General features: G+C 59.9%; 12 protein-coding genes and 1 pseudogene. 7 read left to right on the forward strand and 6 right to left on the reverse strand.

All coding sequences use genetic code 11. From position 1 onward, the window contains the following. Positions 1-50: 50 nt before the first annotated feature. The 3 genes from ABH944_RS15740 to ABH944_RS15750 form a co-directional block, all read right to left on the reverse strand. Positions 51-2,345, reverse strand: coding sequence for a glycoside hydrolase family protein (locus tag ABH944_RS15740; RefSeq protein ID WP_404607463.1), 2,295 nt, complete (start codon positions 2,343-2,345; stop codon positions 51-53). Between the two features lie 1,260 nt (positions 2,346-3,605). Further along, positions 3,606-4,208: a GNAT family N-acetyltransferase gene (locus ABH944_RS15745; RefSeq protein ID WP_404607461.1), complete on the reverse strand. Its 603-nt coding sequence runs from the start codon at positions 4,206-4,208 to the stop codon at positions 3,606-3,608. Between the two features lie 123 nt (positions 4,209-4,331). Next, complete coding sequence (locus ABH944_RS15750; RefSeq protein WP_404607459.1) at positions 4,332-5,201, reverse strand: alpha/beta hydrolase; 870 nt, start codon at positions 5,199-5,201, stop codon at positions 4,332-4,334. 526 nt (positions 5,202-5,727) lie between these two features. On the opposite strand from ABH944_RS15750, the gene ABH944_RS15755 reads away from it, so the two are divergent. The 3 genes from ABH944_RS15755 (at position 5,728) to ABH944_RS15765 (ending at position 8,372) form a co-directional block, all read left to right on the forward strand. Next, complete coding sequence (locus ABH944_RS15755; RefSeq protein ID WP_404607457.1) at positions 5,728-6,822, forward strand: glycosyltransferase family 4 protein; 1,095 nt, start codon at positions 5,728-5,730, stop codon at positions 6,820-6,822. 41 nt (positions 6,823-6,863) lie between these two features. Then, positions 6,864-7,661: a polysaccharide deacetylase family protein gene (locus tag ABH944_RS15760; RefSeq protein ID WP_404607455.1), complete on the forward strand. Its 798-nt coding sequence runs from the start codon at positions 6,864-6,866 to the stop codon at positions 7,659-7,661. 78 nt (positions 7,662-7,739) lie between these two features. Continuing rightward, positions 7,740-8,372, forward strand: coding sequence for a histidine phosphatase family protein (locus ABH944_RS15765; RefSeq protein ID WP_404607454.1), 633 nt, complete (start codon positions 7,740-7,742; stop codon positions 8,370-8,372). A gap of 38 nt (positions 8,373-8,410) precedes the next feature. On the opposite strand, the gene ABH944_RS15770 is transcribed toward ABH944_RS15765, so the two are convergent. The 3 genes and pseudogenes from ABH944_RS15770 to ABH944_RS15780 all read right to left on the reverse strand — a co-directional run bounded on the left by ABH944_RS15770 (position 8,411) and on the right by ABH944_RS15780 (position 13,356). Then, positions 8,411-8,971: a DUF4337 domain-containing protein gene (locus tag ABH944_RS15770; RefSeq protein ID WP_404607453.1), complete on the reverse strand. Its 561-nt coding sequence runs from the start codon at positions 8,969-8,971 to the stop codon at positions 8,411-8,413. A gap of 358 nt (positions 8,972-9,329) precedes the next feature. Continuing rightward, positions 9,330-11,462, reverse strand: a complete 2,133-nt coding sequence (locus ABH944_RS15775; RefSeq protein ID WP_404607451.1) for a DUF6600 domain-containing protein — start codon at positions 11,460-11,462, stop codon at positions 9,330-9,332. 393 nt (positions 11,463-11,855) lie between these two features. Then, positions 11,856-13,356, reverse strand: a pseudogene (locus ABH944_RS15780) (MFS transporter). A 97-nt stretch (positions 13,357-13,453) separates the two neighbouring features. Here ABH944_RS15780 and ABH944_RS15785 point away from each other — a divergent pair. The 4 genes from ABH944_RS15785 (at position 13,454) to ABH944_RS15800 (ending at position 16,825) form a co-directional block, all read left to right on the forward strand. After that, positions 13,454-14,107 (forward strand): helix-turn-helix transcriptional regulator, encoded by a 654-nt coding sequence (locus tag ABH944_RS15785; protein WP_404607450.1) that lies wholly within the window; start codon positions 13,454-13,456, stop codon positions 14,105-14,107. Positions 14,108-14,380: 273 nt separating this feature from the next. Continuing rightward, positions 14,381-15,514 carry an alpha/beta fold hydrolase gene (locus ABH944_RS15790; RefSeq protein ID WP_404607449.1) on the forward strand — a complete coding sequence of 378 codons (1,134 nt, stop codon included), beginning with the start codon at positions 14,381-14,383 and terminating at the stop codon, positions 15,512-15,514. A 137-nt stretch (positions 15,515-15,651) separates the two neighbouring features. Continuing rightward, complete coding sequence (locus tag ABH944_RS15795; RefSeq protein WP_404607447.1) at positions 15,652-16,296, forward strand: MAPEG family protein; 645 nt, start codon at positions 15,652-15,654, stop codon at positions 16,294-16,296. Positions 16,297-16,432: 136 nt separating this feature from the next. Continuing rightward, positions 16,433-16,825, forward strand: a complete 393-nt coding sequence (locus ABH944_RS15800) for a VOC family protein (RefSeq protein ID WP_404607446.1) — start codon at positions 16,433-16,435, stop codon at positions 16,823-16,825. The last annotated feature ends 22 nt before the right edge of the window (positions 16,826-16,847 follow it).

Raw genomic sequence — 16,847 nt, forward strand, 5'->3', positions numbered from 1 at the left:
ATGGGCGGCTCTTGCTGGCAGCTGCCCATCAAGCGTGCTTGCAACTTGGGTTACTGACCCGTGTAGCCGACCGGAACCGTGGAGTTGGCCTTGGCAACCGTCGCATTGCTCGAGACGATGTATTGCGGGACTTCAGTCAGCGTCAGCGTCACGTGGCCGTTGGTATAGGGCAGCGTGCTGATGTTGCCGTAACCGTCGATCTCCGTCACGTTGCCCGATGCGCCTGCAGCGTCGACCTGAAGCGAGTAGGTCGTCGAGTAGGTCTGGCTATACAGTCCGCCCGATGCCGGCCATTGCGCATTGCTGTGGGCCCACAATGCCGTCACAACCTTGCCGTTACCGAGTTGCTGGAATGCGTAGGCAAAGGTCCCGGCGGGAGTACCCGTCACGCGGCCAAGCGTGTTGGTGCCGTCAAGTGCGCGGGTCATCGTGGCGAATGCCAGTGCTTCGGGCTTCGGTGACAGGTTCGATGCACCGTACGCGCCCTGGGCGTCGTTCAGGTCGAAGAACGTACCGTAGCCGACTTCGCCCGGATAGTCCGAACCATAGAACAGCGTGGTCACCTGCGCGCCGCCGCCGAGCATGATGATGTGCGAGCGCACGCCAACAGCCGCCTGAGCAAACAACTGGTTCTGCGACGGTGACGTAGGTCCGTAGTTGATGCCCGGATCGTAGCTGGTGCCCGCTTCGGTGGCGAACAGTTTCATGTTCGGCTTGCCGGCTTGCATGATGGCGCGCAGCTGGGTCACCTGGTTGTCGAGCGCGTTGGCCTGGTTAGCCGGGCTCGGATCCGAGTCCTGCAATTCAGGCGGATGCGCCGGATAGGTTCCTGCGTTCCAGTAACCATGCGTCGATATTGCATCGACATAGTTCCACAAGCCGAGTGCACCATAGGTTTGCAGGTAACCCCCCGTGCAAGCGGTGGGGCAATTGGCCGGGAAGGGATTGGTCGGACCCATCACGACGGCGTTCGGATCGGTCGAATGCAAGCCCTGATAAGCGGCCTTGTACATCGCGATGAAATTCGCGTTGCTGTCCATCCAGCCTGGTTCCCACGTCACCTGGTAGTAGTTGCTCTGCTGGTTCGGATAAACCGCGGCACGGATCAGGCTTGTATCGGTACCCACGCGGCCCATGTAATTCTGGAACTCGGTCATGTTCGACGGCGCATAGGCCATGTCGTTGAACTGACCCGTCTTCGAATCCCATGCCGGCAGTCCGTCAAGACGCACAATGCGCATCTGGTCGGGGTTTTGCTTGTAGAACGGGTCCAGGTCGCTCACGCTCGGCGTATAGGTGTTGGGGCCATTCGGCTCCATGGCAGACACTTCGCGATCGTCGATGGTCCAGGAAATTCCCAGGTCGTGCAACGCATTGATGTTGTCGTTGAAACCCTGCATACCGAAACGATGCTGGTCCTGATGCGCATACGTGACCGTGCCAAGCACGGACGCGAGGTTGGGCAACACGCCGAATGTTGCAATGCCCATGGGACGCGTGCCCAGGTTCGGCAACGTGCCGCCATTGGATTGCAACGTGGCCGTGATCGAGCCGTAGCCCGACCATGTCGACTTGCACGACATCGTGGCGGTCTGCGCACCGGACTTCACGGCGAAGCTGCCCTGCGTCTTGATCGCACCGTTCGCGTCGGCGATCGACCAGATGACCGTGTCCGCGTTCGGCGCGTTGGTCGTGACCGCTACGCTGAATGCCGTGTTATTCGGGTAGATGCGCATGCCGTCGGTTGTCAGCGTGTCAGCACTGATCAACCCATTAGCGGTGCCGCCTGCCGTTTGTGCAGGCGAGCCGCATGAAATGGCCGAAGCAGCCGGGGTCGATGTCGTCGTAGCCGGCGATGTGGTCGTGGGCGATGTGGTCACCGGGGTAGTCGTTACCGGGGTAGTCGTTACCGGAGCGGTCGTCACCGGGGTGGTGGACACCGGAGTGGTGGTCACCGGAGTGGTGGTCACCGGAGTGGTGGTCGCGGGGGGTGTTGTAACGGGCGAAGTTGTAACCGGCTTCGTGGTCGTTGCCAGGCTGACCCAGCACGATTTTCCATAGCCGTAAGCCGGATCGGTCTGCGAAACAGCGCCGACATAACAGCCGACCCCGTTCGTGAAGGTGCGCGGGCTGGTCAACATGGTCGTCGGCGAGTTGGGCGGAACCGAGCCGAACACCACGGAACCCTTGCCGGAAAACGTGCAGTTGTCGTTCTCACTCCCGCAGAACGTGTATTTCACGCCGCTGACAGTGATGGTGCTGCTTTGCGCCTGGGCGTTGCCGGCACCTAAGAAGACAAGTGTCGTTGCGACCGAAATCGGAAGTAGTCTTAAATATTTCATCATAGTCCCTGTCGTATTACTACAAGTTTTCCCCGAGGATCGACAAGATCGACCGGAGTCGTCCCGCGTTCGCGTTTTTTGTGGAGCTAAGAGATTTGACCGGGGGATGCTGCTGATCACTGTCGCGCTGCAAGAACGGCACCCTTGGGCATGTCAATGCCGAACGCGCGCGTGACTCCGCGCGTTCCCGGATGGCCAGGACTCTCGTGCCTGGAGAACCAGCCAATTACATGAAATAGCGCTTCATATAGTCTGTCATCCTAATTAATGGCGAATTTGTCCCGCCTGTCTTGACGAGGTCACAAAGACAGGAAACTGGGCTTGCTTCGAGGAGTCCGGCCAGGCTACATCGTCCTGCTGCCACATGTCCGGCTGCGGCTGGGCCGCGCGCGTGCTTACCCCCCGCCCGAAGGTTTCGTCAACCTCTACGGGACGGACGTCAGCTGCCGCACGCTGCATCTTCAGCGACGCAACAATTGTTGGTTTCGTTTAAATCGTTTGCACACCTATTTATAAGAATCAGAAATCATGCCCATGTAATCGAAACGAGGTACAGCGCTGATGGATGACGGCAAGCCTGATCGCCCATCCGTGCTTCGGCTCACCTCTTCCGGTCGCCTGGGCGCCGCGCGCGTGACTACTCGCAGGGCGCAGGAACGCGCACCCTGGCTGAGGACGTCATGCCGTGGAGACAACGGGTTGTTCGAAACAACAAGCTGCGTCAATGTTGCACCGCGATATCCGTCCACGGAGCATTCGCGCAGGTTTCGCGCGTTGAAAGCAGCGTTCAATTCCATCTCAGTCAATTTGCCTGAGATGGAAATCCTCTTTCAGCGGTCTGGTATTAGTTACAGTCCGCTTTGGATGGACGAATTATATTCGCAAAAAAACGTTTCATCCGTGTAACGTTCGCAAAGACTTGGAAATAAGTAATAGTTCCTCACACGTTATGCGCTGAACGGCCGCCATCCCAGAAGAGGCGAGAACACGGAATTTTCTTCTCAATTTGGCCAGCGAAAACGAATGAATCATTATTTAACTGATTGGAATCGTATGACGTTACCTTTTGTTAATATTCTGGGTAAATATAACCGAATCACTTTGCGATATTAATTTTGAGAACCTGACGCGGATGAATATTATCGTTATATTAATTAAAGCCTACTAATTCCTTTCATATTCAATATGGCTTTCGGAATGACCCAGGGCGTAACAGCGAAGCATTTTGCTGCACTGCATAATCTGCTGCCGGCCGGTCAGGTTTTATTTCAAGCGCATCTTCTGCTGCAGTAATGCCTTTATCTCCGGCCACTCGGAATCAATGATGCTGAACCGCACCGAGTTGCGCTTGCGGCCATCGGGCATGATGCGCTCGTGGCGGACAATGCCTTCCTGCTTTGCGCCAATCCGCAGGATCGCCGCCCGGGATTTTTCGTTGAGCTCGTCGGTTGTGAATTGGACGCGCACAGCGTTCATGGCTTCGAACGCGTGGGTCAGGAGAAGGTACTTCGCTTCAGTGTTGACGCCCGATCGTTGCACTGAGGCGCTCAGCCAGGAATGACCAATTTCGAGCTTTCTATTAACGTGATCGATCTTCCAGAACCGGGTGCTGCCGACCACCTGCCCGGTCTCACGCTTGACGACAGCGAACGGCATCACCGTGCCCGCTTGCCGGCCTGCAAGCGCAGTGGCAATGTATAGCCCTACCGTCTCCGGACCGGGAACGACAGTCACCTTCATGGTCCACAATTCTCCATCGGTCGCGGCAGCCACCAGCGCCTCCTGATGCGATGACTGCAGAGGACGAAGCTCGATGCTGGGACCGGTCAACGTAGGTTGGTCATCACGGGAAACGTCGGGGATCATGTCCGGCAACTTTGTGTTTGAAGGCCTCGATCATAAGTCAAACGTGGAACCCGGATCCCGGTTCGGGGCAATCGCGACGACTCATCGTGCGTTCACCTTGCGCGTGGCCAATACCCCTTCAAATCAAGGCCGGTTTTGCGTTTTCTGCATCCAGTCCACGATCCCGTTGACTACCTTTTCTTCTATTCCGTAGTAGCCGTGCGGGGTCAGTGAGCCGCAGTCATCCTGGGTACGTTGCTCGCCTCCGCTGACAGTCATGACGGTTGTCGGAGCGCGGCGGATCGATTGCGCGATTGACTGCGCCATGGACGGCGGCGCGACCTTGCATCTGTCATCCTCGTTTGCGACAACAAGCGAAGGCACGCGGACATCGTCAGGATGTGCATCGAAGACAGTTTCGTGAGAACCGCCGAGAATGGACACGGACTCGGTCAGGATCAGGCCGGCGAGCTGCGTTCTTCCGGCATGGGATGCAGCATTCATGGCGGCAATGGAACCTTGGCTGGTACCGAGCACCCATACAGGGACATTCGCCTGCCTATACGCAAACTCAATGATCTTTTTCGTTACCTCTGCGTACGCGGCGCTACTGCGCTGCCCTCGCATGGACTGGTGGTCCAGCGCATCGACCAGCACGATGCCATAACCCCGGTCACGCCATAGGTCGTCCGAGCGTACGACGAAATTCTTCGCATTCTTGACGTGCCCGCTCTTCTCTATGTCGATCTCGCCGGTGCCCCCGGGAAACATCACGATGATGCCTTTTGTTTCGCGCCTGGCAGCGGAATACATGACACGCTGGAAACCCCCGCCTTGCAAAGGCAGGTCTTCCACCACGCCGTCACCCACCGACGATACCTCCATGGCCTCGGCGCTGTCCGGCGAGGAGCGATGCAGCACCAGTTCATGTGCGAAGACGTGGGTACAGGAAACGCAGCACAGGGCTGCAAGCGACATGCGCAATAGAAGGTGACGCGGCCTTGCTTGAAACATTCAACGCTCCTGTCAGGCCAAGAAGCCCAAGTGAATTTTCCTGGCGTACCGACCCGACTTGACCGACCAGGAAAGCGCACAGCCTACAAAGCGTTGATCGAAATGTAAAATATATTCTATAGGCTACTGCCATATTTACTGCATATGTCTTTATGAATCTACGGCAAACATCGCGGTGCGCGCCGACAGCTCTTCCGACACTAAGTTCAATGGCTTACAGCCGAGTCCGCGCTTGAGCTTCCTCAGGCAACGGAATTTCGTTCCGACTCCGAATGAATTCACGTGGGCTAACTGTGGTTTTGAAGCGTCCATTCAATCATCGCGGCATCAAAAGAAACGTCCGAATAATTCGCAAACGTTTGCACCCGTGCCTCTATTCCGTTTGTCGGCGCACAGGCTGCGTAAGGCTTTGTAACGTCTGCGCAGCTGTCAAGTTTTTTTGAATTCGACTGCATTTTTCTCGGATTATTACTATATATTACGAGCGCTACAGAACGATTACGCATTGCCGGGGAGCAGCGATCAGATGAAAGCATTGCGGATATTACATAGCGAGTCGTCGGGCGGCTGGGGCGGCCAGGAGCACAGGACGCTCAAGGAAATGATCGTATTGCGCGCCCGGGGCCACGCCGTGGAAGTCGTCTGTCCTGTCGGCGCTCGCCTCGGCCTACGTGCAAAAGAGGAAGGTTTCACCGTCCACCACGCGAGGATGAAAGGCGGCGCGGACGTTCCGTCCATGCTGGCCATCAAGTCACTGCTGACCCGCCGCAAGTTCGACGTTCTCAACACGCATAGCGGCCATGACAGCATTGTTGCGGGAACCGCCGGGCGGCTCGCCGGCACGCCGCTCGTGGTCCGCACGCGCCACCTCGCCCTGCCCATCAGTTCGCTTGCCACCTACACATGGATTCCGCATCGCGTCATTGCAGTGAGCCGGCATGTGCGCGAGTACCTGATCTCAGCGGGGGTATCGAAGAGCCGCGTTGAAACTATCTATGACGGCATCGTCAGGCCGCCGGCCCTTTCGCACTCCACGTTGCGTGATGAACTCGGGCTCGGTGCAGACGCGATCATCGCGGGCATGGTCGCCATCGTGCGCGATAAAAAAGGCCACGAGGATCTGATCGATGCGGTCCGGCCCATGCTCATAGAACGTCCGAACCTGCATGTCGTGATGGCCGGAGACGGGCCCTGGTTCGACAAGATCAAGAATATTGTCAACGGGTTCGGGATTAGCGATCGGGTCCATCTGCTGGGCTTTCGCACGGACATTCCGAATGTGCTGCGGGGCTGCGATTTCTTCGTACTGCCCACGCATCAGGAAGCATTGGGGCAGTCGTATATAGAGGCCATGGCAGCGGGCTTGCCGGTCATCGGCACGAACGTCGATGGCGTGCCGGAACTGATCACGCACGGCGTGAACGGCCTGCTTGTGCCGCCCCATGACATCGAGGCGCTGCGAACGGCCATTGCCCGCCTGATCGATCACCCGAGGCTGCGTGTGCAACTCGGCGTTGCAGGGCGTCTCCTGACCGACGCCAGCTTTACGGTCGACGGCATGGCTGACGAAACCATCGACTTCTACGAGCGCGGCATCAGCGAACGGCGGCTTCACGCGTGAGAGAGCAAGGGAAAGCGCAAGCGCGTGCGGTGCCTGTGCTCATGTATCACCACATCAGCACGTCGCCAGGAATGATCACGGTTTCGCCCGAACGCTTTGCGGCACAGATGGCTTATCTCGCGCAAGCGGGTTACCAGACCGTGGGGGCCGCGCAGTTGAGCGCGTATCTGGCCGGCGGGCCGTTGCCGGCCAAATCGATCGTGCTGACCTTCGACGACGGTTATCTCGACAACTGGGTGCATGCCCATCCGGTGCTGCAGCGGTACGGCTTTACCGCACTGTGCTTCCTGGTCACGAGCTGGCCCGGCGACGGAGCACCGCGCGTGCACGCGCACTCAGGCGGCGAGCTGCCTGAGTTGCTCAGTCATCACGAAGGTGATCTCGCTATCCAGAACGGAGAAGCAGATCGCGCCATCTTGCGATGGTCCGAGATCGACGCAATGTGTCGGGCCGGGACGTTCGAATTTCATAGCCACACGCACAGTCATGTGCGCTGGGACAAGATTGCGCGCAACCGCGAAGAGAAATGTGCCGGGTTGCGGCGCGACCTCCTGGCTGCGCGGGCAGCGCTCGAGACGCGCATGGGCGAAGCGTCCGACCACCTTTGCTGGCCTCAAGGCTTTTACGACGACGACTACCGGCAAGTCGCCCGCGAAGCCGGCTTTCGACACTTCTATACGTGCGAGATGGGTCCCAACGTTCGCGGGACTGAAGAGGCCGGCGAACGCTCGATTTATCGGCTTGAAGTGCGTGACCGTCCCGCGTCGTGGCTCGCATCGAGGTTGTGGGTGCATAGCCGGCCAACCCTTAGCCGCGCCTATCTTGCAGTGAAGCGATAACGAATGATTGGTTGCCGGATAAATGCCGGGCCGGGAATTGCTAGAATCGCGGCTCAAACGCAACGTGGCCAACCACTCATGAAAACTTGCAGCCGCCCGCCGTCAGGCGTTCTATCGCTGGTGCTCGCCGTCACCGTGCTTGCATCGATACCGGCCTGCGCCGCCGGCGACACGGTTGAAACGATCGTCATGGTCCGGCACGGAGAAAAACCCGCCGCCGGACTCGGTCAGCTAAGTTGCCAGGGGCTGAACCGTGCGCTCGCGTTGCCTCGGGTCATCGAAAGTAAATACGGCAAGCCGGACTTCATTTTTGCGCCTGATCCGGCCAGGCAAAAGAACGATGGCGGCACGAAGTATGACTATGTCCGCCCCCTGGCGACGATCGAACCGACGGCGATTTATTTTGGTCTGCCCGTCAACGCATCGATTGGATTTTCCAGGACCGACGACCTGAATGCGACCCTGCTCTCACCTCAATACAAAAGCAGCCTGATGGTAGTCGCCTGGGAACACAAGATTATCGAGGCGCTTGCCCGCAAGATTGTCAGCGACGCCGGCGGCGACGCGGCAAGCGTGCCTCATTGGGCGAGCACGGATTACGACAGCATCTACGTGCTGCGTATTACGCAAAACGACGACAAGGTCAAAGCAGCGTTTAGCGTTGAACATGAAGGCCTGAACCATCGCGCCGCGACGTGTCCGGGCGCCTAGCTGGTCCGCACGCCAGTTAGCCGGACAAGCCCTCTGGTTCAGATATTCAGGAACCCGAGAATCGACACGCCGATACCCGCGACACCCGCCAGGCCCGCAACAACAAACAGCTTGCGGCTGCCCGTGAGCGATGTGATTGCCGCAAGCGAAATGGCCACGTTGAGCAACGCGAGCGCCTGACCGAACATGTGTTGCGGATGCCCCTTGCGCTCGGATTGCAGGTTGGCTTCTTCCACCTCTTTTTCCATGTCGTGCGCCTTGGCCTGGATCTCCTTCTTCCTAAGCTCGTATTTGGCGATCTGGTCGCGGTAGTACGCCTGCTTGTCCGGGCCCGACAATTCAGCGGCAAGCTCCATCAGATGTCCCTTGCTCGATTGCGCCTGATACAGGTTCCATTCGTCGCTGGTCTTGCTTTGCAGCAGCACGGCATCGTTCTTGAACAGCAGGGACTGGGTTTGCAAGACCCCTTCCTCGTAGTGCAAGAGACCCGCGAGCGCCGCGAGAATGGCGGTGAACACAGCAACCCAGCGGGATAGCGGATCACCCGAATGCGCTGCATGTTCAACCGCATGCTCGTGGGGGGCGTTTTCAGTCGACATGGCTCAGGCTTCCATCATTAAGGCTGGTTATTCGTGTGGCAACGGGGGTTTAGTGCGGGTCCCGCAAGGCGAGAACGAGCACCCTGACAGGAAGTCCGGAATTATCGCAGCGCTTGGCCGGTCGACAAAAACCCTTTAGCACTGGAGATCAGGAAAAAACCTGGTCGGTCTGCGTGTGGTGTTTGTGTGCAAGCTGTTACTGACCCGATGCCTGTGGGTAGCTAACAGTCGCCAAGTGCGCTTGGCGGTTAACGCTTGGCGCCTGCCTCTCTTCACAACTTCCGTATAGCGAAGGGCAGCCGGTCGTGCTCGTTGAGGCGAACAAAACCGGCTGCCGGGTCATCAGCAAATCATCCGTTCAATTCGGATGCTCGTCGTGATGCTCGTTACCCTTGGGTGCGGGCGGATGCGGTTCCGGACGCGGAGCCTCCGCCCGATGCGCTTCCTGCTGAGCCGGCGGACGCGCAGGCTGCGGCCTTTCCTGCTGCTGCGGTCTTTCCTGCTGCTGCGGCCTTTCCACATGAGAGACTGGCGGCTCGACCGGACGCGCGTGCTCCTCTGCACGAGGCGCGGCTTCCGGCACGGCATGCTGTTGCTGAACGTTCGGCTCGCGCATGGCTTGCTCTTGCCGGGGGGCTTGCGGCTCGTTCTGAGCCGGACGCTCTGCATGAACAGCAGGCTCGTGACCGGCGTTTTCGCCCGGTGGCCGCGGCGCGCCATTTTCAGCGGCTACGGGTACCCGCTGCTGCACGGGTTCGGCAGGACGCACAGCTTGCGGCGCACGCGCTTCTTCGCGCGGAGCATTCGCTTGAACGTTCCCGGCAGGCGCACCTTGCGCTCCGACAGGACGGGCTTGCGCCCGGTTCACCAGCCGATAGCCTTGCGGCGACGGCGCCGCGGCCGCACCGTGGTTCAACGGACGCACGAAGGCTGCGGGTACGGTCGTACGCACGATCGGCTCACCGGCGCCGGCAACACGCCCACCGCTGCTGGCGAAGTGTTGGGCAAGCGTGTCGCGGTAGGCGGCAGGAACAGCCGGTGCGCGAGTGGCGACGACTTGACGTTGCATGGCCATCGCTGGCGTGCCTACAGAAGCGGTGCGCATCCCACCCGTGAAGCTGCCGCGTACCGGTGCAATAGCCGCTGTGCCTGCCCCGATCTGCGCGCCGCTTATTTGTTGCGGCGTCAGCCTGCGCGATGCCTGCGCCACTTGCTGGCCATGCACGAACGTATCGGCCGGCACGGCCGTGATAGCACCAGGCACACGCTGGTTGATATAGGTGTTGTGAACGTTGGTGATGTTGTTGACGATGGTCGTGTTGTGCACATTCGTGATGTTCACATTGTTGACCCGGTTGTAGTAACTCGGGCTATAACCCGCGCCCGGATGCCACGGTTCGTGCGGCCCCAATGCAAACCAGGCTACCCCTACGCCTACGGCGCCGCCAATGGCCAGGTCGACACCCCAGTGCCCTCCGCCTCCGCCGCCAACGAACGCCACCAGCGCCGGCGCATACACCGGCTGTGCGACGACAACCGGTCCCGGCACCCATGCCCAGGCATTGCCCAGATACGCCCAGCGGCCATAGTGGAACGGCGCGAAGCCCCAGGGAGCGTCGTCTATCCAGGTCCAGCCCCACGGCGCAATCCACGTCCAATGGCCCTGGTGATAAGGCGCCCATTGCGCGGTCACCGCGACGGTCGGAACCCACACTTCGCCGTAGTTCGGGTCGCTGCGCCACGTACCGTTCGCATCCAGGTCCTCGTAACCGGGAATTTCCCGCGATACATATCGTGCGGACGCCGAAGCATCTTCCGAACGATCGCGGCTGATGACCCATTGGTCGAAGGCATCGGGAGCGGGTGCGGGTCCGCCGGCTTGTTGCTGGAGATTCACTCCGGTGAACGTGATCTGCTGGCCCGCGGTCATCTGAAATACACCGCCGTCGCCATAAAGATTGGCGGTGCCGCTTCGCAGCGTCACCGTGGTCGAGCTACCGTCGGGCGCAACGTCTACACGAAATTCGCCCGGGCTCGACGCCTGCATCGCGACGTTCGGTGTGTCTATTTCAACAGTCTGCCCGGGGGGCAATGCCCTCACGCGGGTGGACAGCGTGCCCTGCGTGACCTTCAACTGCAGGTTCTTGTCATCTATATCGACGATGCTCAACGCGGTCTGCTGACTCAACCGCAGCGCGGTAGAGCCAACGTGCAGTTCGCCTCGCGCACCAGTGTCCACCCACAACTGATCGCCGGTGGTGAGCGGACGATTCAGTTCGGCATAAGCCCAGTCGGTTGCACCGGCCGGCTCCATGGTCACGCTGCCGTCGAAGTAGTTGAGACGGGCGACACGGCCCGGGGGATCGATGACAGATGCTGCGGGAGCGGTAGGCGACGGGACGGATTGAGCCCATCCCTGCAGGGGGACCACCGCTAACAACGCAATGGCAGAAAGTACGGCTGCCTGGGTGCGGCGCAAGCTTACCTTCATGGTGCAACCTCCGGTAGTTATCAGTTTGTCAGGTTAGCTTCGACCTAAGACACGCACTGTCTAACGCAGGTTTGCCACCGGTGGATGACACACTTCACATTACATACATTCCGTTGCAAACGATGACGTGACATTTACAAAGAACGAATGGCGGACTTAAGACGGCAAGGCGATCGACCGCAAACAAATTGGATTGCCAAGCTGCTTTATTAAAATCTGTAAGGACAGCATCCGCACTCGGTCAATCAGCGGCCTAATGCTTATACAGGCTTAATCCGTTATTCAAAAGGCCGATTGGCATTTAACGCGCTGGCGTCCTTGCGAACCTCGCGACCAAGGCGAATTGAAAGGTTTTGGAGCGCATCCATCGAATGGTTTGCTTCGCTAGCTTGGTTAGATCGCTTCGTACGCCACTCGCGTCTTTGTAACTCGCCGCGCCAACAAAATCACTAGCGCAGGCGCTACGGCGAAGCTTGCGAATAACCATGCCGAAGCCGATTGCGCACCACCCACACCACCGGGACTTAGCAGCCCCGCTGCATTCGCGACCAATCCCGCGACGGCCGCGCCGGTCGCCATGCCATAGAGCTGCACGGTCGTGATCGCGGCTGATGCGGTCCCTCCTTCGCCCGGCGGCGCCAATGTCAAAACGCGCGTCAGCAAATGCGGCCAGCAGATACCCACCCCAGCCCCGACACCCGCTAAAGCAAGGCCACATAGCAGCGTGCGCAAGCCCGGCTGCAACCCCGCGCCAAGCGGCATCAGGATGGATAGCGCAAGCAGGCTGAGCGTGCACAGTGCTGGACCGGCATGCAGCAAACGGGCAGCACCGCGGCCCTCATGACCTGAGGAAAGCATGGCACCAAGGCTCCATCCACCCGCCATTGCGGCTGCAAGATAACCCGCTGCCAGCGGCGTATGGCCGTGCAGCGTCTGCAAGAAATAAGGCACGAAGATTTCCGTGGTAGTACCCGCCAGCAACAACGCAACGCTCGCATAGACCACGCCGAGCGCGGTGCCGAGTACGGTCGCGCCGCGGGGCAACAATCGCACTGCCGCCCGCCGCTCCCACGCGATAGCCGTTGCACCCAGCATCAACCCCGCCGCGACACCGGCCGCCTGCCAGACCAGCGAGGTCGATAAACTCCCCGCCGCCACGGCCATGACCGAGCTTGCCAGCAGCGCGATTTGCGGGCCCGGAATGCGAGCCGCACTGTCCGCAGGCGGCGCTTTCGCATGCGGCTTCAGGCGCGCCGCGACCAGCAGTGCTTGCAGGACGCACAGCGGCAACAACGTCCAGAAGGCCCAGCGCCAATGTCCCGCTTCGGCGAACAAGCCCCCCCAAGGCGGGTCCGCAAAGCGTGGCCACGCCTCACATTCCCGATACCAGCGCCACGGCACGCGGCCACAGCGGCGGCGCGAACACGACCCTGATCAATGCGTAACTCAGGGCTCCCAGCGTGCCGCCGCCCAGCCCCTGCACGCTGCGCCCGCCAAGCATCCAGGGCATGGAGGACGCCGCCGCGCACATGGCCGAACCGAGCGCAAATACGGCCAGCGCCGCGAGATACGAGCCGCGAGGACCCAACGCTGCCAGCACCCGCACGGACAACGCCGCACCGACGATGGAGGCCACCTCGAACAAGGTCGTGTTCCAGGCATAGAAATCGAGTCAGCCAATGTCCCGCACCACCGACGGCGACACGGTCGAGACAACATGCACATTGACCGCGTAAAGGGCCACGCCGCCGGTCAGGGCCAGCGCAAGGACTCCGTTCCCGCCTCGCAGCAAGTCGCTCCAGGCTGCGGTGCCCGGCTGAACTGCGGGAGGTTGGACCGTCGAATGGGTTGTAGGGACAGCAGGGATGGTATGGGGTGTATCGGCAACAGGCATGGGCTTTCCTCAACCTCGACAGTAGGGCCGCTTAGGCCTATTATCAAAACATTAGCTTGCATATTAAGCGGGCGCCTTATATTACACAAGGATTGACTTGGATAACTCAAGTGGTTTGTCGACTGCGGATCGCATTCTGTTTTTCATCAAGACGAAGGGGCCGGCGTCTACCGCGACCCTCGCGCAAGCGTTCGACATGACCCCCGAGGCCGCCCGCCAGCAGGTACAGAAGCTGGCGGCGTCGGGCTTGATCGAGGGTCAGCAGGAGGCCATAGCGGGCGTGGGAAGGCCGCGTCAGAACTGGGCGCTGACGGAGGCGGGCAACCGCAGGTTCCCGGACACGCATGCGCAACTGACGGTGCAGTTGATCGGGTCGATCCGGCAGATATTCGGCGAGGACGGAATGGATCGTCTGATCGCGCAGCGCGAAGCGGACTCGCGGGCGCTCTATGCGGCTGCGCGCGCGGGCAGGACATTGCCGGAGCGGCTGAAACGGCTTGCGGCGCTACGCACCGACGAGGGTTACATGGCGCGGGTGGAACGCGACGGCCATGACTGGCTGCTGATTGAAGACCACTGCCCGATCTGCGCCGCGGCGCGAACGTGCCAGGGGTTTTGCCGCTCGGAGCTGCGCTTGTTTCAGGAGGTGGCAGGAGACGATGCCATCGCCACACGCGAGCAGCATCTTCTGGCTGGTGGACACCGATGCGTTTATCGCATTGTCCCGAATCGATATGCTCAGGATCACTGATCTGTTTCTAAACGGTGCCGCCCCTATTCAGGGTGCGCCGCTCTCAGGCAATCTGTACTCGTAACGCGATAAGTCCTGTGCAGCGGCTAGCTGCAGCCTGGCCTGCCTAAGTTCCTTGTGCAGATTACCTATTGTCCCGGACGCGTCAAGCAACCCCGTCTTGGCTTCTGACACCGCCTGCAATGAGGCTCAGATCTTACGGACGTTTTTTACAGCGACGGATTTCCCGGCCCTTTACGTTTAACGCGATTTGTTCAACACTCGGGGAACCGCATGAGACTGGCGCTTTTATTTACCTTGTCATGCAGCGTCGCACTCGGGCTGACAACTTCCCACGAAGCCAACGCTCAAGCCACGAACACGCCCGCAACGCTCTCTGCACCGGTCTCTGACACGCCAAGCCCGGCCAAAGACAGCAAGACCGGACCGGGCAAACCTGTCCGGGCTACGCCAGAGCAGCAATTCGACGTTGAGACGGCGTCGGGCAAAGGCACCATTCCCGCGTATTCCACCACTCCGCTGAATGCCAACGCTGCGGGTGTGGAGCGCGTTGTCATCATCGTGCATGGGGAAAGCCGCAATGCGAAATCGAACTGGTCCTCAACCGTTGAGGCCGCGAGGATGGCGGGAGTAACCGGGAAAACCTTGATCGTCGGCCCTCAGTTCCTGACCCCGCAGGACATCGCGGCTCACGGATTGCCTGCTACCGTATTGCGCTGGAAGATGCATGACTGGTCACGTGGCTCGCCGGCGCTGTCGCCCATCCCCGTCAGCGGATTTGAGGTACTTGATCGCCTGCTCGACCACTTTGCAGATCGTGCCCAATACCCGGATTTGCGGTCCGTTGTACTCGTTGGCCATTCAGCGGGCGCGCAACTCGTGCAACGATACGCAGCCGTCGGGCACGGCGAGAAAGCGTTGACGGCGCTAGGAATACATACCCGTTACGTGGTGGTGGAACCCAGCAGTTTTCTCTATTTCGACCACCTCCGGCCATCCGCTGCAGGGGGATTCAAAGCGGTCGATACGGCTAGCTGCCCCGGCGTTACGAAGTGGCGTTATGGACTGGATAACGCACCGCCTTATGCAAGCGGTCAATCCGCGAAAGCCATTGAAGCGGCGTACGCGGCGCGCGATATTGTCTACCTTGCAGGAACGGCGGACAACGACCCGAATCATAGTGAACTGGACCGGTCTTGCGAGGGTGAACTGCAGGGATCCGACCGCCTCAGCCGCAGCGTTTCCTATATGAACTACATGCGTATGCGTCACCCGGCGAATCTGGATCAAAGTCTTGTGCTGGTGCCGGGTGCGGATCATGATTCGAAACACGTGCTGGCGAACAGCTGCAGCTTGCCGGTGCTGTTTTCCGACAGCCACATATTCCCGTGTGCATCCAATCCCTGACCGGAATTGCCAGCCGGATGAAGGCTTGGCGCCAAAACGCCGGAGCCCCGCGCCGCCTGACCGCGGGTTCCGCCGCGTTGACGGGCCGTCAAAAGTGCTTATGCTAACTTTGGCCGCCCGGCCTCGGGGAGACAACCATGAAGAAAACCCTTGAATCTGCAGGTGCCGGCGAGATCCGCCGGCACCAATCGACCTTGATCCGGGAAATCGCAATAGCGTTCCCTGTCACTATCGCCTTGTGGCTTGGCGTGTACTACTTCATGCCGCCGCTTGGCGGCATGGAGGAACCGCTCGCCCGGCTTGTGTTCACTCTCAAATGCAGTTGTTTCGCTATCCTGTTCTGTTTCCTCACAGGCATTGAAGCGGTTGCGCACGAGCGCTTGCGTTCGCCGGCAATCGATCCGTTGTCGGGTTATGCAACACGGCGCATGACGATCAACCTGCGCTATCTCCAGAACACGCTGGAACAACTGGTGCTGTTTATCCCAGGTTTGTTCGCACTGGCGTTCTACTGCGCCAACGGATACGCCATGCGCGCGGTCGTTGCAACCACGGTGGTCTGGATCGCCACGCGTTTGGCTTTCTGGATCGGATACCACCATGGGTCGCAGCATCGCGCAGCAGGCGCTCCAGGCATGATGCAAAGCATGCTGGTCCTCCTTTACGTCTGTGCGAGGATTGGTTACGAAATAGCCGGACCTGCCGGCGCTATCGCTCCGCTGATCGCGTTCGGCTGCGTGGAAGCTGTTCTGGTGAGAACGACGAAGCCGCTCAGTGCTTGAACCGGTGCAGTGCCGGCCAAGGCAAAGCCACAAGGCCCGGTAGGCTTATGCCACGGCTTGCCAGCAACCGGCACTGGCGAGGTCATGATGCTACGGCGCCCAGTCGCCCTCACTCACCATTGGAAGGGATGGCCAGATGTTTTCACACGTCCATGTAGGCGTCACCGACTTCGATCGCGCATTCCGTTTCTACTCGCCGATCATGGAGGCGCTAAGGCTGTCATTGAAATTCCGCGACGATGACAAACCCTGGGCAGGCTGGGTCGCAACCGGCGCGCCGCGCCCCTTGTTCCTGGTCGGAACGCCATTCGATGGAAACGCCGCCAGTCCAGGCAACGGACAAATGACCGCCTTTCTGGCGCATGACCGCGATACCGTTGATCGCTGCCACGCCATTGCGCTGTCGAACGGAGGCCGGTGCGATGGACCACCGGGCTTGCGGCCGCACTATCACCCGCATTACTACGGTGCGTACTTTCGGGACCCGGACGGAAACAAGATCTGCGTGTGCTGTCACGATCCCGTGTGAGCGGGATATTGGTTCGTGTGTC

This window comes from Caballeronia udeis (assembly GCF_044909315.1).
Taxonomy (GTDB): Bacteria; Pseudomonadota; Gammaproteobacteria; order Burkholderiales; family Burkholderiaceae; genus Caballeronia; species Caballeronia udeis_A.